The organism is Sphingomonas adhaesiva (assembly GCF_036946125.1).
GTDB classification, from domain to species: Bacteria; Pseudomonadota; Alphaproteobacteria; order Sphingomonadales; family Sphingomonadaceae; genus Sphingomonas; species Sphingomonas adhaesiva_A.
The window spans coordinates 155001-171789 of sequence record NZ_JAQIJT010000002.1; the positions used below are offsets into that span (position 1 = coordinate 155001).

The window sequence follows — 16789 nt, forward strand, 5'->3', positions numbered from 1 at the left end:
GTCCATCGACTATGAAAGTCTGGACCAAGGTGACCGTCCGGGCGTTGCCGCTATTGTCCTCCTTGCGCCTGTTGGAGGGCGATTTCCGCCTTGAGCCGCGCAAGTTTGGCGTTGAGCAGCGTGGTCTCGGCGTTGAGCGAGGTGGTCTCATCCGCGACCGGGTCGTCCGGGGCGGGGCGGGAGGCGGCGAGGGCGGCCTGGTATTCCTTGAGCGCCTTTAGGTAGGCTGTCTTGGAGTTCAGCCGCGCCGTTGGGTCGAGGATTGTGCTGAGGTTCGTCGCCGTATCGGCGAGCGCGCCCGTGGCTCCTTCGAGCGGCGCGGACTTTTGTTCGGTGCCGTAGGATTCCAGGCTACCGTCCGGCGCCAGCTCCGCCGTGAAGCTCGTCGTGCCGAAGGCGCGGCTTCTGAACGGCAGCACGTTGACAAAGCCCAACTGAGCGACCGGGCCGTCGAACGAGGCGATCACCGACGTCGGGTCAGCCGTTCCGCATGGGGAGTTCGAGCAGACGACCAGTCGGCCCCTCGCCATCATTCGGTAGTGCAGGCCGGGACTGCTGGTGTCCGGCAGGCGGTAGGCGGCGTCGCCGGGCTGGATCTTGACCGGGTTGGCCGGATCGGGGGCTGGGCCTCCCGTCCGCATGTCCGCGCGCGACGGCGCTCGCCCGAATGTCCCGCGTCGTTCGATCTGGAAGTAGACGGGCCGCGGGCGGGGAGCGGACGCCGGGTCGAACCACTTCGCGAACGCCGCCGCGTCTGGCAGCAGCGGCGCCCCGGAGAACTCCGCGCTGGAAGTCGGCCACTCCAGCTTGCGGACGATCGAGACCTTCGCCAGTGCGCTCTCGAGCGCCGCCGCCAGGTCCGTCTGGCGAGACTTCGCTTGCGCGAGCGCGGTGTAGGCACGGTCAAGATCCGTTCTGGCGGCGTCGGTGACGGCGGACCCCAACGCCGCGATCCGTGCGTTGGCCGCCGTCAGCGTCTCGGCTGCGGCCTCGACTGCAGTGTTCGCGGCGTCGAGGTTGCCCTTCGCTGCCTTTGCGGCTGCAAGCGCCTTTGCGCTATCGGCCGAGCAGAAGATGGTTGCGGTCGGGGAAGGCGAAGGCGGCGCCCCGGCTCCGGCCAACAGCGGAATGACCTTGGTGGCCGTCCTAACCAAGTTGGCGACCACTTGGGCCGACCTGTCCTCGACGGACGCGTTGATCGATTGCAGGTTGTTCGTGCCTTCGTAGTACTTGACGCCGAAGCTCGTCACGCTGGTCGGCGTCTGGAGAAGTCGCGGATCGATGATGAAGGCGAGCGTGCCGTCGTCTGCGGTTCCCGCCAAGGCGTCGACTTTCACCAGCACTTGCGCATCCGCGCCGTTGTTCGCCGTCGGGTTGGCCGGATCGGGGCAGTAGCCGAGCCGCCAGGTCACGGTGGTGGCCCACTGCGTGAACGGAAGGGAGTATCCGACGCCTTCCCGTTGCCCTTCCGGTGTCAGCGGCGTCGAGACGAGCGTGCCGGTGCAGCTTGCGAGCGCGAGGGCCGCCGTTGCGGAGGTGAGCGCTTTCCTTCTCGTCACTGACGTCATCATTCTTCCCCCTCCAAGTCGATCCTGAGCCCCATTCCCGGGATTGCGGGCGTCCGCGATAGTGCCTCGATGAACGTACGCTGCTCGACTGGACGCTTCGTGATGAATTCCTCAATCCATCGCGGTGCGGAGAGCACGAGGACGTGGTCGAGTCCGGGTCCGTCCAGCCACAGTGCCGCGACCTGATGCGACGGCGCCATGATAAGGCGTGCGATGCCCTCGTCCGGGACGTTTTCGTCGATCCACGCCATCGCGGCGCGGATGTCGCCAGCGAGGGACGAGTGCGAGATCTCGGCTAGCTCGACAGGCTGATCCCCACCGTCGGGGGTCTCGCTGCGGGCGTATGCCGGCACCGCATCGCCGACGTAGATCTGGTGATGCCATCGGCCCTGGTCCAAGACGCGGCGTCCGAGTGGTCCGCCGTCCGGATCAAGGATGGCTTCCTCGGTCAGCAGTAGGATCGGCAGGCTCTCCCCGAGGGCTGGTTGGCCTTCCAGCGGCGCGACCGCGGTCAGCGCCCCGAGCGCGGGGCCGAGTTGCGCGGCGACGCATGCCCTCGTCTCATCACTCAGTTCAGGCGTCGAGACCATCGCCGCTCCTCAGAAGGTGAACGTCATGATCCAGTCCCCCTCGCCGTGCGCGGTCGCGAGATCCTGGAACCGGTACGTGGCTTGGGCGACCTTCTTGTCTGGATCGAGCACGCCGTAGCGGCCCTGCGCGAGCTGCGCGATGACGAGGGCCACGTGCGTCGAGGACGATCCCTTCCAACGGTAGCAGACCTGAACCGGCTTCCCGGCGGCCAGCTCTTGGATCAGCCTCGTTTCAGTTATCTGTCCGTCGACCGGAAAGGTCGGCAGACGCGGTGGATACACTTGGTCCGGCCACGCAACCTTGTCGCAGCCGTGCGGTGCGCCGGGACTGGGGCAGCAGGCCAGCTTGAACTTCTGCGAGGCGAGCGAACACTGCGTCTCGTTTATCCCGTGGGCCTGCATGAGCATCTCGCCGCAGGCCGCCCAGCACCAGTTGTTTTCCGTCTGCGACACGTAGCGGTAGGCGCCGGCGGCGCGGGCGACGACCGCGCGGCGCTCGACGGGGATCCGGATGCGGTCAGCCCGCAGCAGCGCCATCAGGACGCCCGGCTCGTCGGCATGGCCTTGGCGCCGCTCACGCCTTGCGCCGCTTCCGGATGCACGGGACGTCGCTCCGTCCTCTGGCCCGCCGCAGTTCCCAGCCTCCGAAGAAGGAGGGGTCGTACACCGACCAGCACACCCCGTCGCACGAACTTGAGGACTCGAGCATCAGCCACTCGTCGTTGCCTCCGTCGAGCGTCATGGCGCTGGCGAACAGCATGACGTGGTTGACCTGCTTCGTATGGGTGTTGAGCGCGTCGCCGGGGCGCAGGTACTCGGGAGCGGGCAGGGCGGCGTCGCAGACTAGGTCGCCCTCGAAGTTGCCGAGTGAGGCAGTGCTGAGCCGAGACGCGGCCGTCCGGCCGTTCCATGCGATCTGGACGAGGCCCGAGCAGTCGACGCCGAGGTCTCCCTCGAAGCCATCGGCGAGGTTGCCCGGTTGTGAGCCGGCGCCGCTCCTCACGGCGGCTAGGGCGTTCGACAGCGCGGCGGGTGTCGCCTGCATGAGCCTGTCAGCGTCTCCCGGCACCCCGGCTTGGGCGTAGGGCACGCCGGTGCGCTCGAATGTCCCACGGGTGAGCCGCACGCCGCGGATCGGCACGAAGTTCGTGGAGGAGCCGGTGACCGTGCAGCCTTGGATCACACGGCAGGCCTCCGGCATCCGCGTCGTGTCCACCCGGAAAGGGAATTTCGCCAGCGCGGCCACGTTGGCGAAGATCCGCTGGCTGTTGAAGGAGCCGGTCGGCCTCGGCTCGTCGGCCGCGTATTCCTGTGCCGGCGGCGTGGTCTGCGAGACCGCCACTAGGTCCGCCGACGAGCGGCCGGCGATCGTGTCCTGTGTCGCGTCGCAGAGCGGTGTCGTCGTCGGCAGTGCGGACATCAGCCTGCCGCACGAGAACAGCTTGAACACGGGGACCGCGCCCGTGCCGGCCGCCTTCCCCATCACGAGCACCTCGCCGGTCGAGAGTATGGCGATCGGGCGCTGGCCCAGCTTGCTGCGGATCGTCGATGGGTCGAACCGCAGCTCCCTCACGGGCTGACGGGTGGCTGCGGAGAACGCTAGCAGCCGTTGCGTCACGTTGACGGTGCCGCTTTCCGCCCGGGCCGCCTCAGCGGTCAGGACGAACCGGTAGCCGCCGGCCGGCTCCAGCTCCCGCGCGCTGATCATCCGGTAACGGGCATCGGCCGGTGATCGGACGATTAGCTGTTCGGTTGGCGCGAGCGCGGACGGCCGGTTTGTCAGGATGATCGTCCTAGCGGGATTTTTAGCCCCTCTCACCGCGCGCTCCGGCGCCGCGGCGTAGGGACGTCCGGAGCTGACGACGGTGCCGCATGGCGGAGCGGTCGCCGGTGTCCACGCCTGCGTGTCAAGGATGGCGCCGGCCTGCACCTGCGTGTCGGCGCCGGCGGCCAACGTGGCCCGGTCGATCGAGTAGACCGTCGTGCGCAGGTTCTCGGGGCGCACCAGGTAGCCGGCGGTGCCGGGATCCGGCATCGACTCGATGAGAATCTTGTCGGAAAGCGAGTGGATCCGCCACGGTCGGAAGGAGACCGGCAGCGCGCAGGCGCCACGGCTGCTGATCCGGGTCGCGAGCGTCTCGTCACTTGCGGCGTCGCGGACCTCGAAGATCCGGACGGCGGAGAGCAGGGGGTCGACGATCGCGACGACGTCCCCGGTTGCGGCCCGCGTGCGGCCGACCCGGACGATGTGGCTGGGTCCTGCTCCGTCCGAGTAGAGCCTGATGGTGTCGACGCCGCTCGACTGTGCGTTGGCGTTCGCGGCGGTTCCCGAGACGATCGCCAGTGCGATCCGAAGGATGGTGGATGCGCGCATGTCAGCTGATCCCCGGCGTGTCGCGCAGGAGGCCGGCCACCTGCGCCGCGATGTCGGCGTTGCTCCGCGGCCAGATGGCCACGCCCGGTCGCCGGCTGTCCGGGAAGACGATGTACTGCACCTTGTCGCGTGGCAGGCCGGCCCCGGTGCGGGGATTGGCGCCGGGGAAGCCGAGCGCCGCGAACAGCGCGATCGAGCCCTCACCGAGCCGCGCGTCGTCACCCCCGCCGGCGTCGCCGATGATGAACGCGGTCGTCCGTCCCGACGCCAAGTGCGTGGCGAAGCCGACGTCCCCGGGTCTGCCGATGTGCGGCAGCGCGCTTATTCCGGATGGATTGACCACGTAGGGAACGCTGGTCGCATCGACGAACGTGGTCGGATCCGTCTTCCTGCCGCCGGGACGCCTAAGCGCGGTCGCCGCCACGAAGAAGCCCGCGGTGGCTCCGTCGGGCTGCACGTAGGCGGTCGAAGAGTCGGCCGGATCCGGCACGAGCACGTCCCTCCACCAGCCGCTGTTCGGATATCCGGCGTTGCCGAGGCAGTCGAGGCCGACATGGGCGTCGCGTCGGCAGTTTTTGCCGAGGTCGTCCGGATGATAGGCGTTCGGTGCGCCGTCCGCGTCCGCGGCTGCGTGGGATGTTTCGTAGGCATAGGCTAGGTAGTCGACCTGCCTGAGTATCCGTATTCCGCGGAAGTCCTCGGCCTCTTCGAAGTCAAGCTGCATGCGCAATCTCCCGAAAGGATCGATTGACGAGACGGGATGCCATCTTCAGCAGCCGGGCTCCACGCCAGCCGGAGCGAAAATTCATTGGGGGCGCTCCCGCCATCTCAGCTTCCGCCAACCGGCGCCGGCGGTTCGCTAGGATAGCTCCGCAGCGCGGCGACGACTGGAGCTATCAGGTGATGCCGATCGGCTTCGGAGGTGGCGCCCAAGTAGCCAGCCTCGTCCAGGATGTTGCCGGCAAGCATGGTGATGGCGGACAACCTCGTCGCGTCGCGTTTGATGAGGACTGGCTGCGGTCGGGGCTCAGCGTCGGCCTCACCGGATCTGGCGAAATTGCTGAGACGGGTGAGATATTCGCCAACCCATGCCGTGGCGGCCTCGCTGGACCGGCGTCGACGTTCCAAGGCTCGGGGGATCAGGGTGACGGCGAGGCCGGTGAGGAATGCCCCCAGCGCGGAAAGCAGCGCGATGACGAGTGGCCTGCTCTCATTGGACGGCGCAGCCACTACCGCGCCGCACGACGGAACGGCCCGTCCGCCAAGGGAGCTCGGCTCCGCCCAGATCGGTCCTGTTAGATCTTCTGCGCTCCTCGCGACGATGACGCCTCCGCGATCGGCGGTAGGCGTACTGCACTGGTGGTTCATGGAGGTCGACATGCACAGCCGAGCAGTCGTCCCAGGGGCGACTCCCATCACGACGACGGTCCGGCCGCCGGCGTAGATGCTGCACGCCATTGAGGCCTGTACCTGCGCACTGGCTGGCGGCGCGAATGCCGCCGCGGTCATGAGTATCGAGCCAGCGCCGCTCATTGACCGACCCTAGCGGTGAAGTCCTCGATATAGCGACGGGCGAACCGCGCAATTCGGGGATCGGCGTTTTTTGACGTGACGATCCTGTCAACCGTCGCCGCCACGGCCGCCCGGATCTCCTCGAAGAACTTCGGGGGGCTATTCGCCTCGGCGGTGCGTATTAGCCGGAGAAACAACCAGCAGTGATATATCGAGGCGGCGACCCATTCATGACGCTGCGACGAGCGTCGGTAGACATCCTTGCCGAAGCGCTTGATCCCGCGCGGAAGGAACGTTCCGAAGAAGACGTTCTCCAAGTAAATCATGTTGGGAACGAGGTTTGCCCGCAGCATGTGCCCGAAGGTCGTCGCCTCGTAGCCGTAGGCTCCGGCCTCGAAGTTGTGACCCGCGATCATGTTCTCGCGGATCAGGATGGCGATCGAGAAGTCGAAGAACGGGGAGATGCGCCAACCGCGCTTTGCGAACTTTCTCTCGATCTCCTCGAGGCGGAGCGGTTCGGGACCGCTTTCGACGAGCAGGTCAAGGATACGGAGTTTCTCCAGCAGATACTCGATGTCTTCGAATTTCTCGTAAGGGATATGGTAGTTGAAGACGTTGCCGACATATCCGGACTTCAGGTTGTTGTCCCGCAGCACCCTCTGCAGGTAGCTAGGTTCCGCGCGATGCCGTTGAAGGTCAATGCCGTTGCCCTCGATCCTCACGAAGTTGGCGAACCGCTCGTTCTTTGCGTGCAGGAGCATGTCGACCAGTCGGTAGTCCTTGCGTTCGAGCAGCTCCTTCGTTTCGGACCGTAGTCGGGCCACGAGGTTGGCGCGCGACCGTTCGTCGCCGGCCTTTTCAATAGACTCGAGGGCTGGCTGGAAAAGTTCCTCGAGGACGTTCCTCGCGAAGTGGATCCGATACCGCACGTTCTGCATGAACAGGTTGTCGAGCTGCCGTGGTCTTAGCGAGAGCACGCGACCGAGTTGGGCTTGGACCTTGGAAAAGAACTCGAGGATCTCCTCACGTGGCACCGTCGTGGCAGGGTCGTCACCGGCGAAGAGCGGCGCGCGGGTAGCCTTGTCGACGATGTCACGGAACTCGGCCGGAACGACGTAGAAGGTGGGCGTGTTGAGGTCGGTCAGGGCTTGCGAGTAGTTGCGCCAGAACAACTCATGCGTGTTCGGACGCATCGTCACCTGAAATGAGGGGTAGAGGTAGCTGCGGGTCTTTGGAAGATGAAGACGCCGGTTTTCTTCGATCAACCACTGAGCGATTGCATCTAGGTTCTCGCGATGATTAGTGTAGCCGATGAAGTCGCTGATCTGGACGTAGTCTAGACCATCAAAAATGACGTATAGGTTGATTTTCTTTTCGACCACGAACTGCGAGTAGGGTTCGAGCGCCGCTTGCCTTCTGGGATCGGAGAGCACCTCGTAGTACCAGCGCCGACGCTCCCGCAGGTTCGAGGCAGTAAAGTCGGTGATGGCGAGCCGGACTTCCTGGATCGTCCCTGCGATGTCGACCCCTTTGCTGGCCTGCTCGGCGGCAGGACCGAAGCGTCTCTCGATAAATCGGACGAAATCCTTCTGCACGCCATTGTCGCGCAGATCTATCTCGGGCCAGACGCACTGCTCGATCGCTGCGAACGTGCTCGGTTCGCCGCTCGTGGAACCGGCGCTGCAAATTTCAGACCATGCGGCGTGGAAAATGTCCCGCATGACGGAGGAGAACACGACCTGCTGGATCAAGGCGCGTAACTTGGCGCGTTGCTCTTGGCTGGCGTCCGGCCCGTGCTCGTACTGCTTGCTTATGTGGTCATCGAGCTTGCGGTACTCGATGCGGCTGATGACGATCCGCTCCTGCCGCATCAGCGGATGGTAGCGCGTCTTCAAGAGTTTGTTGAACGTCGTCTTTCCCGAACCGACAGCGCCGATAAGGACGGTAATCTGGTCCGCGGTGTTCTTGACTGGAAGGATTAGATCCCGTTCGACCCAGCTGTCGATTGCCTCGCTGCTGCGGTTGACGATCGAGCCCTCCGAGAAGCCGCCTGCCTCGGCGCGACGCATGAAGCTGCGAATCGTGCGCTGCCGGGGGAACTGATAGCGATGGTCCCAGTCCGCGATGGCTACCTCGCCGAACTTGAACTTGCGGAAGTCGGCGTCGAGCGTGCGGATGTGGGGCTTGAGATCGGGCTGCGCCGCGATTCGTTGGAGATCGCCATTGGCGGGCGGCGGGATAGCCTTGTTTACGAATGAGGCGTGCGACCACTCATCGTAGAGATCGTCCTGCGTAAACGGCGCCAGATTTCTGGCGTCGAATATGTCGCGCAGGAAGTCCTCTGCCTCCATGGCCCCCCCCCCCCAACGCACGATGCCCCCACCGCGCAGGGACGAACCTGCCCCGAGCCGAGCTGCAGATCAACGGTCATCGAAAACTAGCATCAGAGTGGAGGTAATTAATACGTTCTGATCGAAGCAGAGCCCCGAACCGTCGATGTCTCAGATCCCCTGATCCAGAAGCTCGTGTGGGCAAGTGGCGCCTTCGCGTACCACGCTGGCTCAACCCGGGCGAGCGCGCTCGTCCTGGCGTGTCACCGCAAGCCTCGTCGCGTCGAACCCGGTCGCAGCATCGTCCCGGATGTGACCGCCGATCAGGTGCGGGCAGCATTGAACCATTCACTGCCGTCCGATGGCTTAGGGTGGTCAGATCGCTGCGAGCGCGCGGACCAGCGCGCTGAGGGCGGTGATATCTTCCGGGGTCGGCGAGGGCGCGGCATCGAGCCGGGCAATGAGTGCCCGGGCGCGGTCACGCAGCGGCACGAGCATCGTCGCGCCTGTCGGTTCGGCGACGCTCGGCCCCGGCAGCCCGGCGGCGGCGGCGCAGCCGAGTACCGCGCGGGCGGACGCCGGTGCGGCGATGGTGAGGAGCGCGGCACGCACCGCGGGCTCGTCGGCCTTCCAGCGCATGAGCGCGCGGTGCGCATCCAGGACGCGGATCGCGCGCCGGTTGGCGATGAGCGCGAGTATCTCGTTGGGCAGCCGGGCAGGGGCCATCGCCTTGTTGAACCCGCCCGCCGTCAGCCCCGCCCGGCGTGCGAGCAGCGCCTGCGATGTGCCGCCACGCGCCCAGGCGGCGACGAAGAAGACCGCGCGCTCGTAATCGGACCAGCTTGCCGAGGTGGCGACATGCGCGACGAGGAAGTCCATCGCGTCGGCGGTGGGGACCAGCGTCGCGCGAACTGGGCGATCGAGCCCGCGCTCGCGCAGGCGCTGGATTGCGCGGTGGCGGCGCGAGCCGTCGAGGATGAGGAAGCGACCGGGCGCGGTGGCATCAGCTATGATGCAGACCGGCACGAGCTGGCCGTCGGTGGCGATGGCGTCGGCGAGATCGTCGAGGTGCGGGTCGCCGTCGGCGAGACGCGGATTGATCGGGTGCTGCGCGAGCAGATCGGCGTCGAGTTCGAGCAGCTGACCGGGATCGGCCGGCGGGATGGCCGGAGCGACCACCGAAGGCTCGCCGTGTTCGGCGGCATAGGCATCACGCTCGTGCTGAAGGTGCGCCTTCGACCCGCCGACCACACGCGCGAGACGACCGATCCCGACCGACAGGATCGGCGCATCGCCGCGCAGGTCATCGATCGCGGCGCGGATCTCCTCGCGACGGGCGGCCGGGCGCCGCGCGGCTGCGAGCGTGGGCATGGGGGCGGTGCCGGCGAGATCGCCGAACAGGTCAGGCTCGGCCGCGCTCATCGCAACACCGCGAAGTCGGGGTCGGCGGCGATGCCGACGAAGCCGTGCGCGAGCCAGGTGACCGCGAGTGCGGTCTGCTGGGTCGGCAAGAGCGCGGCGATCAGTCGCGGTGCCCAGGTCGCGAAGCCGGTGAGTTCGAGCATCAGGGCGTCGCGCCGCGTCGCCGGCTGGCCGCTTGCCGGTTCGGGGGCGGGCTCCTTCACTGCGCGCTGGAACGTGCTCCAGAACGGCAGGTCGTGTTCGGGATTGTACCAATAGGCTGGCACGCACTGGTCGGCAGCGGGAGCCGCGTCGATGGCGGTGTCGTAGCCGGCGCACATGGTCTTCCATGCCGGCGTGTGGCGCGTCTCGGCGGTCAACTTCTTCTCGAAAGCCGCGATTCGTGCGGTCTTGTGCGCCCTGATGATCTTCTGGCCACGACGCGCCGGGCCGCGCCGGCAATGGTTCAGGGAAGCGGGTCCGTCCGCCCTCGTGCGCTTCCTGAACCGTGCGACTTCCTCACCTGACGCATCGACGACAGCAAGCATCAGCTCGGTCAGCTCGAAGATGCTCCAGTCGATCTCCAGCGTATGGGCGCCCCCTCCCAGCGTCACGGCTTTGGCCCCGCGCCGATGCGCGGCGAGGATGGTCTGGAGACTGGCGGTGACGAACTCGATCGACGTCATGCCGAAGAAGCGCGGCAGGTCCTGGCGCTCACGATCGGTCGCGGTGGCAACGGCGGAGGTCGTGAACGCGGCCCCGGTGGTCGCGACCGTCGCGACGTTGCGGTGAGCGAGCTTCGACGCCCAGCGGATGCTGCCCTGCTGGAGCATGGGCAGGGAATGGGCGGGATCGAGCGGCTGCCCGGCGGCATGCGCTTTATACACGGCGTGCGAGAACGCGAATTCGCGCGCATAGGTCGCGAAGCCGTGGTGACTGGCGAGCGCTGCTTCCATCCTGCGCGACGTCGCAAAGGCGCGGTGCGCCTCGCGGATCGTCAGCCGAGGCTCGATTGCGGGCAGACCGGCTTCCTCCCGATCCGTCAGCGGCCCGCGGGTCCGCACGACGAGCTCGCGCAGGATGGCCCGGCAGCGCTGCAGCTCGAGCAGCACGGTGACCCCGTCGGCAAAGCCGCCTGAGAAGTCGGGGAAACCGCGGTGGCGTGCCGCGAGCCATGGAAAGAGCCGTACAGCCTCGGCGACGCGCGCGCTGTGCAGCAGCATGAAGATGCGCGCGGCGTCGATCCGGGTGATCGCGGCGATCCTCCTGTCCCGGCCTGATTTATCAAGCCCCAGCAGATTACCCGACTTGTTGAGGTCGCGAGGTAGGAGCTCGATGGCCGTATCCGGTTTGGTCTGCGGCGATTTCGGTTCCTTGATGTTCGGGATATTGCCTCGCAGGGTCGACCATGATCCCGGCGCGCCGGCGTGATGATCGCGGACGAAGACCAACACACCGTCGATAAGCGTACGTGCGAGGATCAGCGCCTCGCTGACCTGCTTGTTGCGGTAGGCGAGCCTAGGAGCGGTGTGACGTGGTAGCCGGATCAATGTTGCTACCCTGACGATCAGCCGGGCGGAGGCCATGACGGCGAGCCGGGACTTGTCCAGCTCGCCCTTCTCTTCTTCGTTGCCCGGCTCATGCGGCATCGGCTCATCGGGCTTGACGGCGACGCGATGTCGATCGAGCAGCTCGAGCAGCGTCAGGCAAGCGCGCACCGCGTCCGCGCTGCGTTCGCGGGCGACCTCGACCAGCCGGAGACACTCGTCCGAGGTTTTCGTGCCCGACATCGCGACCCGAGCGGCATCGCGCGCGACCTCGGCGGTCGTAAGCGCATCGCTGGCCTGCAAGGCGGCGATCATCACTGCCCCGAGGGTGCCGCCCCCGCGCAGCACGTCCTTGGCGATGCTGATATCGCGCAGGGTGCAATTGACCCGCCGCATCACGGCAGGTGCGGAGGCGGACGACAAGGCCGCCTCCTCGTCCTGTGCCACCGTCTCGTCGAGCGACGCCGGCCAGCGCGGCAGGCGCCCGTAGAGCACCGAGGCGGCGCTCCGCAGCGGATCGTCGTCGGCGATATAATAGCCAATCTTCGGCAGCCGCAAACCGGCGATGCGCAGCGACCCTGCGTCGCCGAGCTCGCCGTCGAAGTCCCAGCCGCCAACCATGACGTCGGTCGGACTGACCCCTGTCGGAAGCCGGAGTGGCGCGATGACGGCGGTGGGCGTGCCGTCGTCGTGGAACAGTCGCGGCAGCTCGACCGCGAGCCGCTCGAGGAGCTTCGGCACGTCGATGCGCAGGTCGTCGTCGAGATCGCGTATGGTCATCGCGCGCTCTCCGCATCGTCGGGATGGTCGCCACTGCGGCGGCGCTCGGCGTAGGCTGCATCGACGGCCTGCCAGCGTCGCCATGCGGTCCATACCGCCATGACATTGGCGTCGCGGACCGGCGCGAGCGCTGCCTCCTCGGCCTCGCGCCAGCGCTGCACGATGTCGGCGTTCTCTACGATCTCGTTGTGAAGCCTCACGATCTCGCGCTCGCGCGCCCTCAGCAGCGCCGGGCGGTTGGGATCGAAGCTGCGCATGATGACGCCGAGCGCCTCCTCGAGCCGCTGCTGCTCGGCGATGATGGGCGCGATGTCGGTGATGGTGACGGTCCGTCCGCGATAGGTGGTGGTGATCTGCACGGGGGTTTAGTCCTCTTTGGTGAAGCGAAGGTTGGCGTCGTGGGCATCCAGCCACACGGCGGCATCGCCGCGGCGGACGAGCGCCGGCATGGGCAGGTCGAGCGCCGCAGCGGTGGTGCGCACGAGTTGACCCTGGCGGGCATTGGCGAGCCGGCTTGGCCAGGGGTGGTCGGGATGGTCGACCTGCCACGCCGCGAAGCGCGCGCAGTCGTCACGATAGGCTGCAACTGCGCGCCGGTGGCGGGCGTGCGCACCGCGCGCACCGAGTTCGACGCGGTGGCGCGCGACTAGCGTCGCCAGCACCATGCCGGCCGCCGCGAAAACGTCGCTATCGGCGAACGCGGTGCCGAGCGCCGCCAGGTCGGATAGCGGCAATGCCCAGATGCCGTCCCACGCATCGCGGTCGGCGGCGTCGAAGCCGAAGATGACGAACGGCGCGCCCAGACCGAATTTCGGCGCCGCGCGCCAGCGCGGTGGCAGATCTGTGTCTATCAGCGGCCGTGATCGTGCAGCAGCGCTGCGCCGGCTTCCTCCAAGGCGGCGCGGTCGCGCGCGATCGCGGCGGGAAAGCGCTGAAGAAGACACTCGTCCTCGCCTGCCTCGGCGAGGTGCGCGCAGAAGGCCGGCCACGATTGCGCCAGCAGACCGGCGGCTGCGAGGATGTCCGCACTCCCGAGACCGCAGGCGATCGCCAGCCCGCCGGCGGTCCACCAGTGATGGTGCGGGTGGCAGGTGACCTCGGTGTCGGCGGGTGCGTCGAGCAGCGCAGCGATGTGCGCCAGTTCATCGTCGATGGCAGCGAGTGCGGCGTCGATGTCGTCGAGTGAGGGCAGGGACGGGGGCAGATTGGGGGACATGGGCGACTCCTTGTCGGAGCCGTCATCGCGCTTGAGCATCGGCTGACCCACGCGCGTGAAACCGCCCTTTTTCGCGGTGCCCTGGTCACTCCCGGCGTCGCGGATCGCTGCGCGCCCACGCGCCTCGCTCTGGCGATGCTTCGCTGCTGAAGCACGAGTCGGGGCCGGGAGCGAGCGGGCGTGATCGTCCGTGGCTTCAGACCCCGGGTGAGCAGGCAGGTGTCAGTTGGGGGTGGGGGCGCAATAAATGAAATCTGCGATTTCGAGCCCGCGGCCTTCCGGCCGCCGGTCTTCCCCACCCCCTTTTGCTCATGTCGAGATGATGGTCGACGGCACCTGGATCGCGGAGGGCGACCGCGTCGTGAAGCGGGCGCTGCGTCAAGATCGAGGGGTCGAGCGCAAGCGCACGCGTGACGAAAAGCAGAAGAAGGGTAGGCGGCTGCATGCCGCCTGCGAGGACGCGCGCATCGCGCGCCGGCTGGCCAAGGAACTGGCCGAGTGGGAGATCCGGCACCGACGTTGGGGGGCCTCGGTCAAAGTGCACAGCGAGCCGAAGAAGCCGGCCCGCGGCACGAAGAAGCTGGCCAGGCTGGCGTCTCCTAGCCGCCGCCGCAGCGAGCCTAGCTATTTCACCGTGCGCGATAGCCAGGGGCGGATCGGCATCTACATCCGCGGCGATTACGTGCGCGCCGGTGGCAAGGGCGGGAAGCACGGCTGCGCGGCGGACGGGTTCTTCTACACCATCCGCGATGGTGCGGCGCTCACCGATGCCGAGGGCAACGCGCTCATCATCTCGAACCTGGGCAAGGATGCCGCCGAAATCGCCACCGCCTGGATGGCGGTCGAGGCGGTGGCGCGTGCGACGCGCGCGAACGCCAAGATCCAGTTCCGCTTCGTCCTTGCGCTGGACGCCGACGCGAGCGAAGCGGAGATGATCGACGCGGTGCGACGCTTTGGCGAGATCTTCGAGGCGCTTGGACTTCCCTATAGCGCGGTGATCCACAAGCCCGATCCGGGCGGCGACGACCGCAACTGGCATGCGCACTTTCTGACGTCGTACCGCCCGGCCGAGCAGGTCGCGCCGGGCGAATGGCGCTTCGCCGACGACCTCGTCACGGCGCTCGACGGCACGGAAGGGATGAGCACGCTGCGCCATCTGTGGGCGCACGCCCAGACCGGCGCGGCCCGGCGCGCCGGACGCGATGTCGAATATACCGGGCTGTCGCACGTCGCGCGCGGACTGGACCTGGAAGCGCAGACGCACTTGGGCCCGGCGCTCAGCGACCTGATTGCACGGGGGCAGCACGTGCCCGCACACGCGCGCAACCAGCAGGTTGCGGCGCGCAACGCAGAGCGCCTGCGCCGGCGTGACCTCGAGCAGCAGCGCGCCGCGCTGCACAAGATCCGTGAAGCGGTGCTGGAACAGTGGGCGACAAGGTCGGCGCGCGAGGCGGCGATGGGCACCACGGCGTTCCCTGAGCCCGTGGCTGCCGCTACGCGGCGAACCCCGGCATCGCCCGTGCGTGTCGTTGAACCATTCAACGTGCGTCCCACGGTCCGTGAGCGGGTGCCGCTATCGGCTTTGCCGCCGCCACCGCGGATGGCCCGGTTCGGTGCGCTGGAGGTGCGGTCGGTACCTGCGCAGACGCCGATGACGCCGCGCCGACCCGCGACGGTCACGACGCTGCCCGCGACACCGTCGACACCGCTGCCCGCAGCCCGAACCGCCGCGACGATGGCGCCCCCCGTCATCGTGTCTCCGACGTCGCCCCGTCTGGCCGCTACGCTTCGGCGGTTAGATGTGCCGCCCACGGCGGTGCGGGCCAGTGCGGTGATCCATCCGACCGCTTCATCCCCCGCGGTAACCGGGCGCGATGCGACGCTGGTGTTCGATACGCCCGCGCAGCGCGGGCGGCCGCCGCGTGAACCCGCCGATCTGTTCGACATGCCATATATCGCGGCGGAGCCGCGTGCGGCCGCGGCGATCCGGAGGCTTCCCGCGCCTGCCAGCGATGAACCCATCCCGGCATGGTGGGAGCGGGTCGAGCATTATCTGGCGTGGCTGGTCTGGCGCGAACGCGAGGACGAGCGTGCGCGCACACGGCTCGGCGGCTATGCGGTCCTGCCGCCGGCCTATCGCGCCGCGGTCGAGGCGGTCGAACGTGATCCGCAGCTCATCGTCGAGGAGCAGGCACACCCGAAGGTGCGCGCCGGCGTACCGCGCGACCTCGCCGAGCAGATCGAGGCGGTCGCTGGTGATCCGCACTGGCGCGAGTTCCTGCGCCGCGTGCGTGCGGTCGCGCTCGAGCGCGAGGCGCGCGCGACCCGCCCGATCCCGCCCGTGCTCGACAATAACGATGCGGGGTCGTCGCCTGCGGGACACTCGACGTCGCCGGTTCGAGATCCGCGCGGACCCGCGCGCCAGCGGGTGAGGGGGCTTCGCCCACGCCGGTCATGAGCGCGGGGACAGCAGACCACATGAGAAAAGGAGAAGACGGATGGACCGTAGCGCACCTGCCGGCCTTCGCTGTTCGGCACCCCATCACGGCAGCGATGAAAAGCAGGGGCGGCGCAGGGCAGGGGCCCCACGCCGCGGGAAGGCGAAGGAAGCAGGAGGGAGCAGAAGGTCGGAAGGGAAAAGAAGAAATTTCCTCTCCACCGGCTGCTTCGGTTCGTTCGCATCCGCGCCGTGCCGCTCGTCTCCCTCTCGAGGGCTTCCCCCAGATACCGGTGCGTCGTCCACCCGCTCATGTGATCCTAGGATCGCGTGACCGGAGCCTGCGGCGTGGCCGGCCCATCCCGGATCCATATCATGTCTCATTACACGCTTACCGCGCTTGCTATCGCGACCGTCGATCCTGTCCACCTCGTCGCTGGCGCGCACCTCGAACACCCCGTCGGGCTCGCACTGTTCTCCTGCCATGTCGGCGAGGGGCGTACCGACTTCTCGCTCCACTGCTCGGTGCTCCAGCACGGCGACCATCCCGGCGAACTGCTCGGTTGGCTCGATCGTCATCTGCCGCCGACCGGTATCGTCACGGGCTATGCGCTCGACGAGCAGATCCTGCCCGCGCTGACGCGCCTACCAGGCAGTGCCGGCTCGCCCGCACTGGCGATGCTTGCCGGCACGCGGCCACGCGTCGTCATCAATCTGCGCGGGATCGATGACGATGGCGAGCTGGTGTCCTTGGCCGAGGCCTGTGCCGAGATCGGCGCACCGGCTTCGTGTCGCGACGCGCACGATCGCTTCACCGATTGGGCGTGGTCGCGGCTCGCGCCGGTGATGCACGCGCTCCAGACCGACGCCATCGCCACGATGAAGCTCGTGCTGCGCCAGATCGCCGCCCGCACCGCGCTCGGCCACGAGGTGGAGGCGCGGCTGCGTCCCGGGCTCGAGCTGTGGCTCGCCGCCAGCGACCTGCCCGCCGCGCAGATCCATCGCTCCTGCACTGCCTGAGGCGCTTGACGTTC

14 protein-coding genes are annotated in these 16789 nt (G+C 67.6%); 2 read left to right on the forward strand and 12 right to left on the reverse strand.

Annotated features, from left to right (window positions below; translation table 11 throughout):
* Positions 1-50 precede the first annotated feature (50 nt).
* The 12 genes from PGN23_RS07235 to PGN23_RS07290 form a co-directional block, all read right to left on the reverse strand.
* Complete coding sequence (locus PGN23_RS07235; RefSeq protein ID WP_335302225.1) at positions 51-1571, reverse strand: hypothetical protein; 1521 nt, start codon at positions 1569-1571, stop codon at positions 51-53.
* Complete coding sequence (locus PGN23_RS07240; RefSeq protein ID WP_335302226.1) at positions 1568-2158, reverse strand: hypothetical protein; 591 nt, start codon at positions 2156-2158, stop codon at positions 1568-1570. The genes PGN23_RS07235 and PGN23_RS07240 overlap by 4 nt, the downstream gene beginning before the upstream one ends.
* 9 nt (positions 2159-2167) lie before the next feature.
* Positions 2168-2695, reverse strand: a complete 528-nt coding sequence (locus PGN23_RS07245) for a papain-like cysteine protease family protein (protein ID WP_335302227.1) — start codon at positions 2693-2695, stop codon at positions 2168-2170.
* A 37-nt stretch (positions 2696-2732) separates the two neighbouring features.
* The gene (locus PGN23_RS07250; RefSeq protein WP_335302228.1) at positions 2733-4532 is read right to left on the reverse strand and encodes a hypothetical protein; all 1800 of its coding nucleotides are present in this window, start codon (positions 4530-4532) and stop codon (positions 2733-2735) included.
* A 1-nt stretch (position 4533) separates the two neighbouring features.
* Positions 4534-5256, reverse strand: coding sequence for a glycoside hydrolase family 75 protein (locus PGN23_RS07255; RefSeq protein WP_335302229.1), 723 nt, complete (start codon positions 5254-5256; stop codon positions 4534-4536).
* Between the two features lie 104 nt (positions 5257-5360).
* The gene (locus PGN23_RS07260) at positions 5361-6065 is read right to left on the reverse strand and encodes a hypothetical protein (protein ID WP_335302230.1); all 705 of its coding nucleotides are present in this window, start codon (positions 6063-6065) and stop codon (positions 5361-5363) included.
* The gene (locus PGN23_RS07265) at positions 6062-8395 is read right to left on the reverse strand and encodes a hypothetical protein (protein ID WP_335302231.1); all 2334 of its coding nucleotides are present in this window, start codon (positions 8393-8395) and stop codon (positions 6062-6064) included. The genes PGN23_RS07260 and PGN23_RS07265 overlap by 4 nt, the downstream gene beginning before the upstream one ends.
* A gap of 354 nt (positions 8396-8749) precedes the next feature.
* Positions 8750-9796, reverse strand: coding sequence for a ParB/RepB/Spo0J family partition protein (locus PGN23_RS07270; RefSeq protein ID WP_335302232.1), 1047 nt, complete (start codon positions 9794-9796; stop codon positions 8750-8752).
* Positions 9793-12102, reverse strand: coding sequence for a hypothetical protein (locus tag PGN23_RS07275; protein WP_335302233.1), 2310 nt, complete (start codon positions 12100-12102; stop codon positions 9793-9795). The genes PGN23_RS07270 and PGN23_RS07275 overlap by 4 nt, the downstream gene beginning before the upstream one ends.
* Positions 12099-12461 (reverse strand): hypothetical protein, encoded by a 363-nt coding sequence (locus tag PGN23_RS07280; protein WP_335302234.1) that lies wholly within the window; start codon positions 12459-12461, stop codon positions 12099-12101. Before PGN23_RS07280 ends, PGN23_RS07275 begins: the two co-directional genes overlap by 4 nt.
* A 6-nt stretch (positions 12462-12467) precedes the next feature.
* Complete coding sequence (locus PGN23_RS07285; protein ID WP_335302235.1) at positions 12468-13046, reverse strand: hypothetical protein; 579 nt, start codon at positions 13044-13046, stop codon at positions 12468-12470.
* Positions 12953-13357 carry a hypothetical protein gene (locus PGN23_RS07290; protein ID WP_335302236.1) on the reverse strand — a complete coding sequence of 135 codons (405 nt, stop codon included), beginning with the start codon at positions 13355-13357 and terminating at the stop codon, positions 12953-12955. The genes PGN23_RS07285 and PGN23_RS07290 overlap by 94 nt, the downstream gene beginning before the upstream one ends.
* A 280-nt stretch (positions 13358-13637) precedes the next feature.
* On the opposite strand from PGN23_RS07290, the gene PGN23_RS07295 reads away from it, so the two are divergent.
* Both PGN23_RS07295 and PGN23_RS07300 read left to right on the forward strand, forming a co-directional pair.
* Positions 13638-15776, forward strand: a complete 2139-nt coding sequence (locus PGN23_RS07295) for a MobA/MobL family protein (protein WP_335302237.1) — start codon at positions 13638-13640, stop codon at positions 15774-15776.
* Between the two features lie 354 nt (positions 15777-16130).
* Positions 16131-16775 carry a hypothetical protein gene (locus tag PGN23_RS07300; protein WP_335302238.1) on the forward strand — a complete coding sequence of 215 codons (645 nt, stop codon included), beginning with the start codon at positions 16131-16133 and terminating at the stop codon, positions 16773-16775.
* The last annotated feature ends 14 nt before the right edge of the window (positions 16776-16789 follow it).

Bases quoted from the DNA above. Each gene is read 5' to 3' on its own strand.
- PGN23_RS07235 (WP_335302225.1), bottom strand. From the start codon at position 1,571: ATGATGACGTCAGTGACGAGAAGGAAAGCGCTCACCTCCGCAACGGCG.
- PGN23_RS07240 (WP_335302226.1), bottom strand. From the start codon at position 2,158: ATGGTCTCGACGCCTGAACTGAGTGATGAGACGAGGGCATGCGTCGCC.
- PGN23_RS07245 (WP_335302227.1), bottom strand. From the start codon at position 2,695: ATGGCGCTGCTGCGGGCTGACCGCATCCGGATCCCCGTCGAGCGCCGC.
- PGN23_RS07250 (WP_335302228.1), bottom strand. From the start codon at position 4,532: ATGCGCGCATCCACCATCCTTCGGATCGCACTGGCGATCGTCTCGGGA.
- PGN23_RS07255 (WP_335302229.1), bottom strand. From the start codon at position 5,256: ATGCAGCTTGACTTCGAAGAGGCCGAGGACTTCCGCGGAATACGGATA.
- PGN23_RS07260 (WP_335302230.1), bottom strand. From the start codon at position 6,065: ATGAGCGGCGCTGGCTCGATACTCATGACCGCGGCGGCATTCGCGCCG.
- PGN23_RS07265 (WP_335302231.1), bottom strand. From the start codon at position 8,395: ATGGAGGCAGAGGACTTCCTGCGCGACATATTCGACGCCAGAAATCTG.
- PGN23_RS07270 (WP_335302232.1), bottom strand. From the start codon at position 9,796: ATGAGCGCGGCCGAGCCTGACCTGTTCGGCGATCTCGCCGGCACCGCC.
- PGN23_RS07275 (WP_335302233.1), bottom strand. From the start codon at position 12,102: ATGACCATACGCGATCTCGACGACGACCTGCGCATCGACGTGCCGAAG.
- PGN23_RS07290 (WP_335302236.1), bottom strand. From the start codon at position 13,357: ATGCTCAAGCGCGATGACGGCTCCGACAAGGAGTCGCCCATGTCCCCC.
- PGN23_RS07295 (WP_335302237.1), top strand. From the start codon at position 13,638: ATGATGGTCGACGGCACCTGGATCGCGGAGGGCGACCGCGTCGTGAAG.
- PGN23_RS07300 (WP_335302238.1), top strand. From the start codon at position 16,131: ATGTCTCATTACACGCTTACCGCGCTTGCTATCGCGACCGTCGATCCT.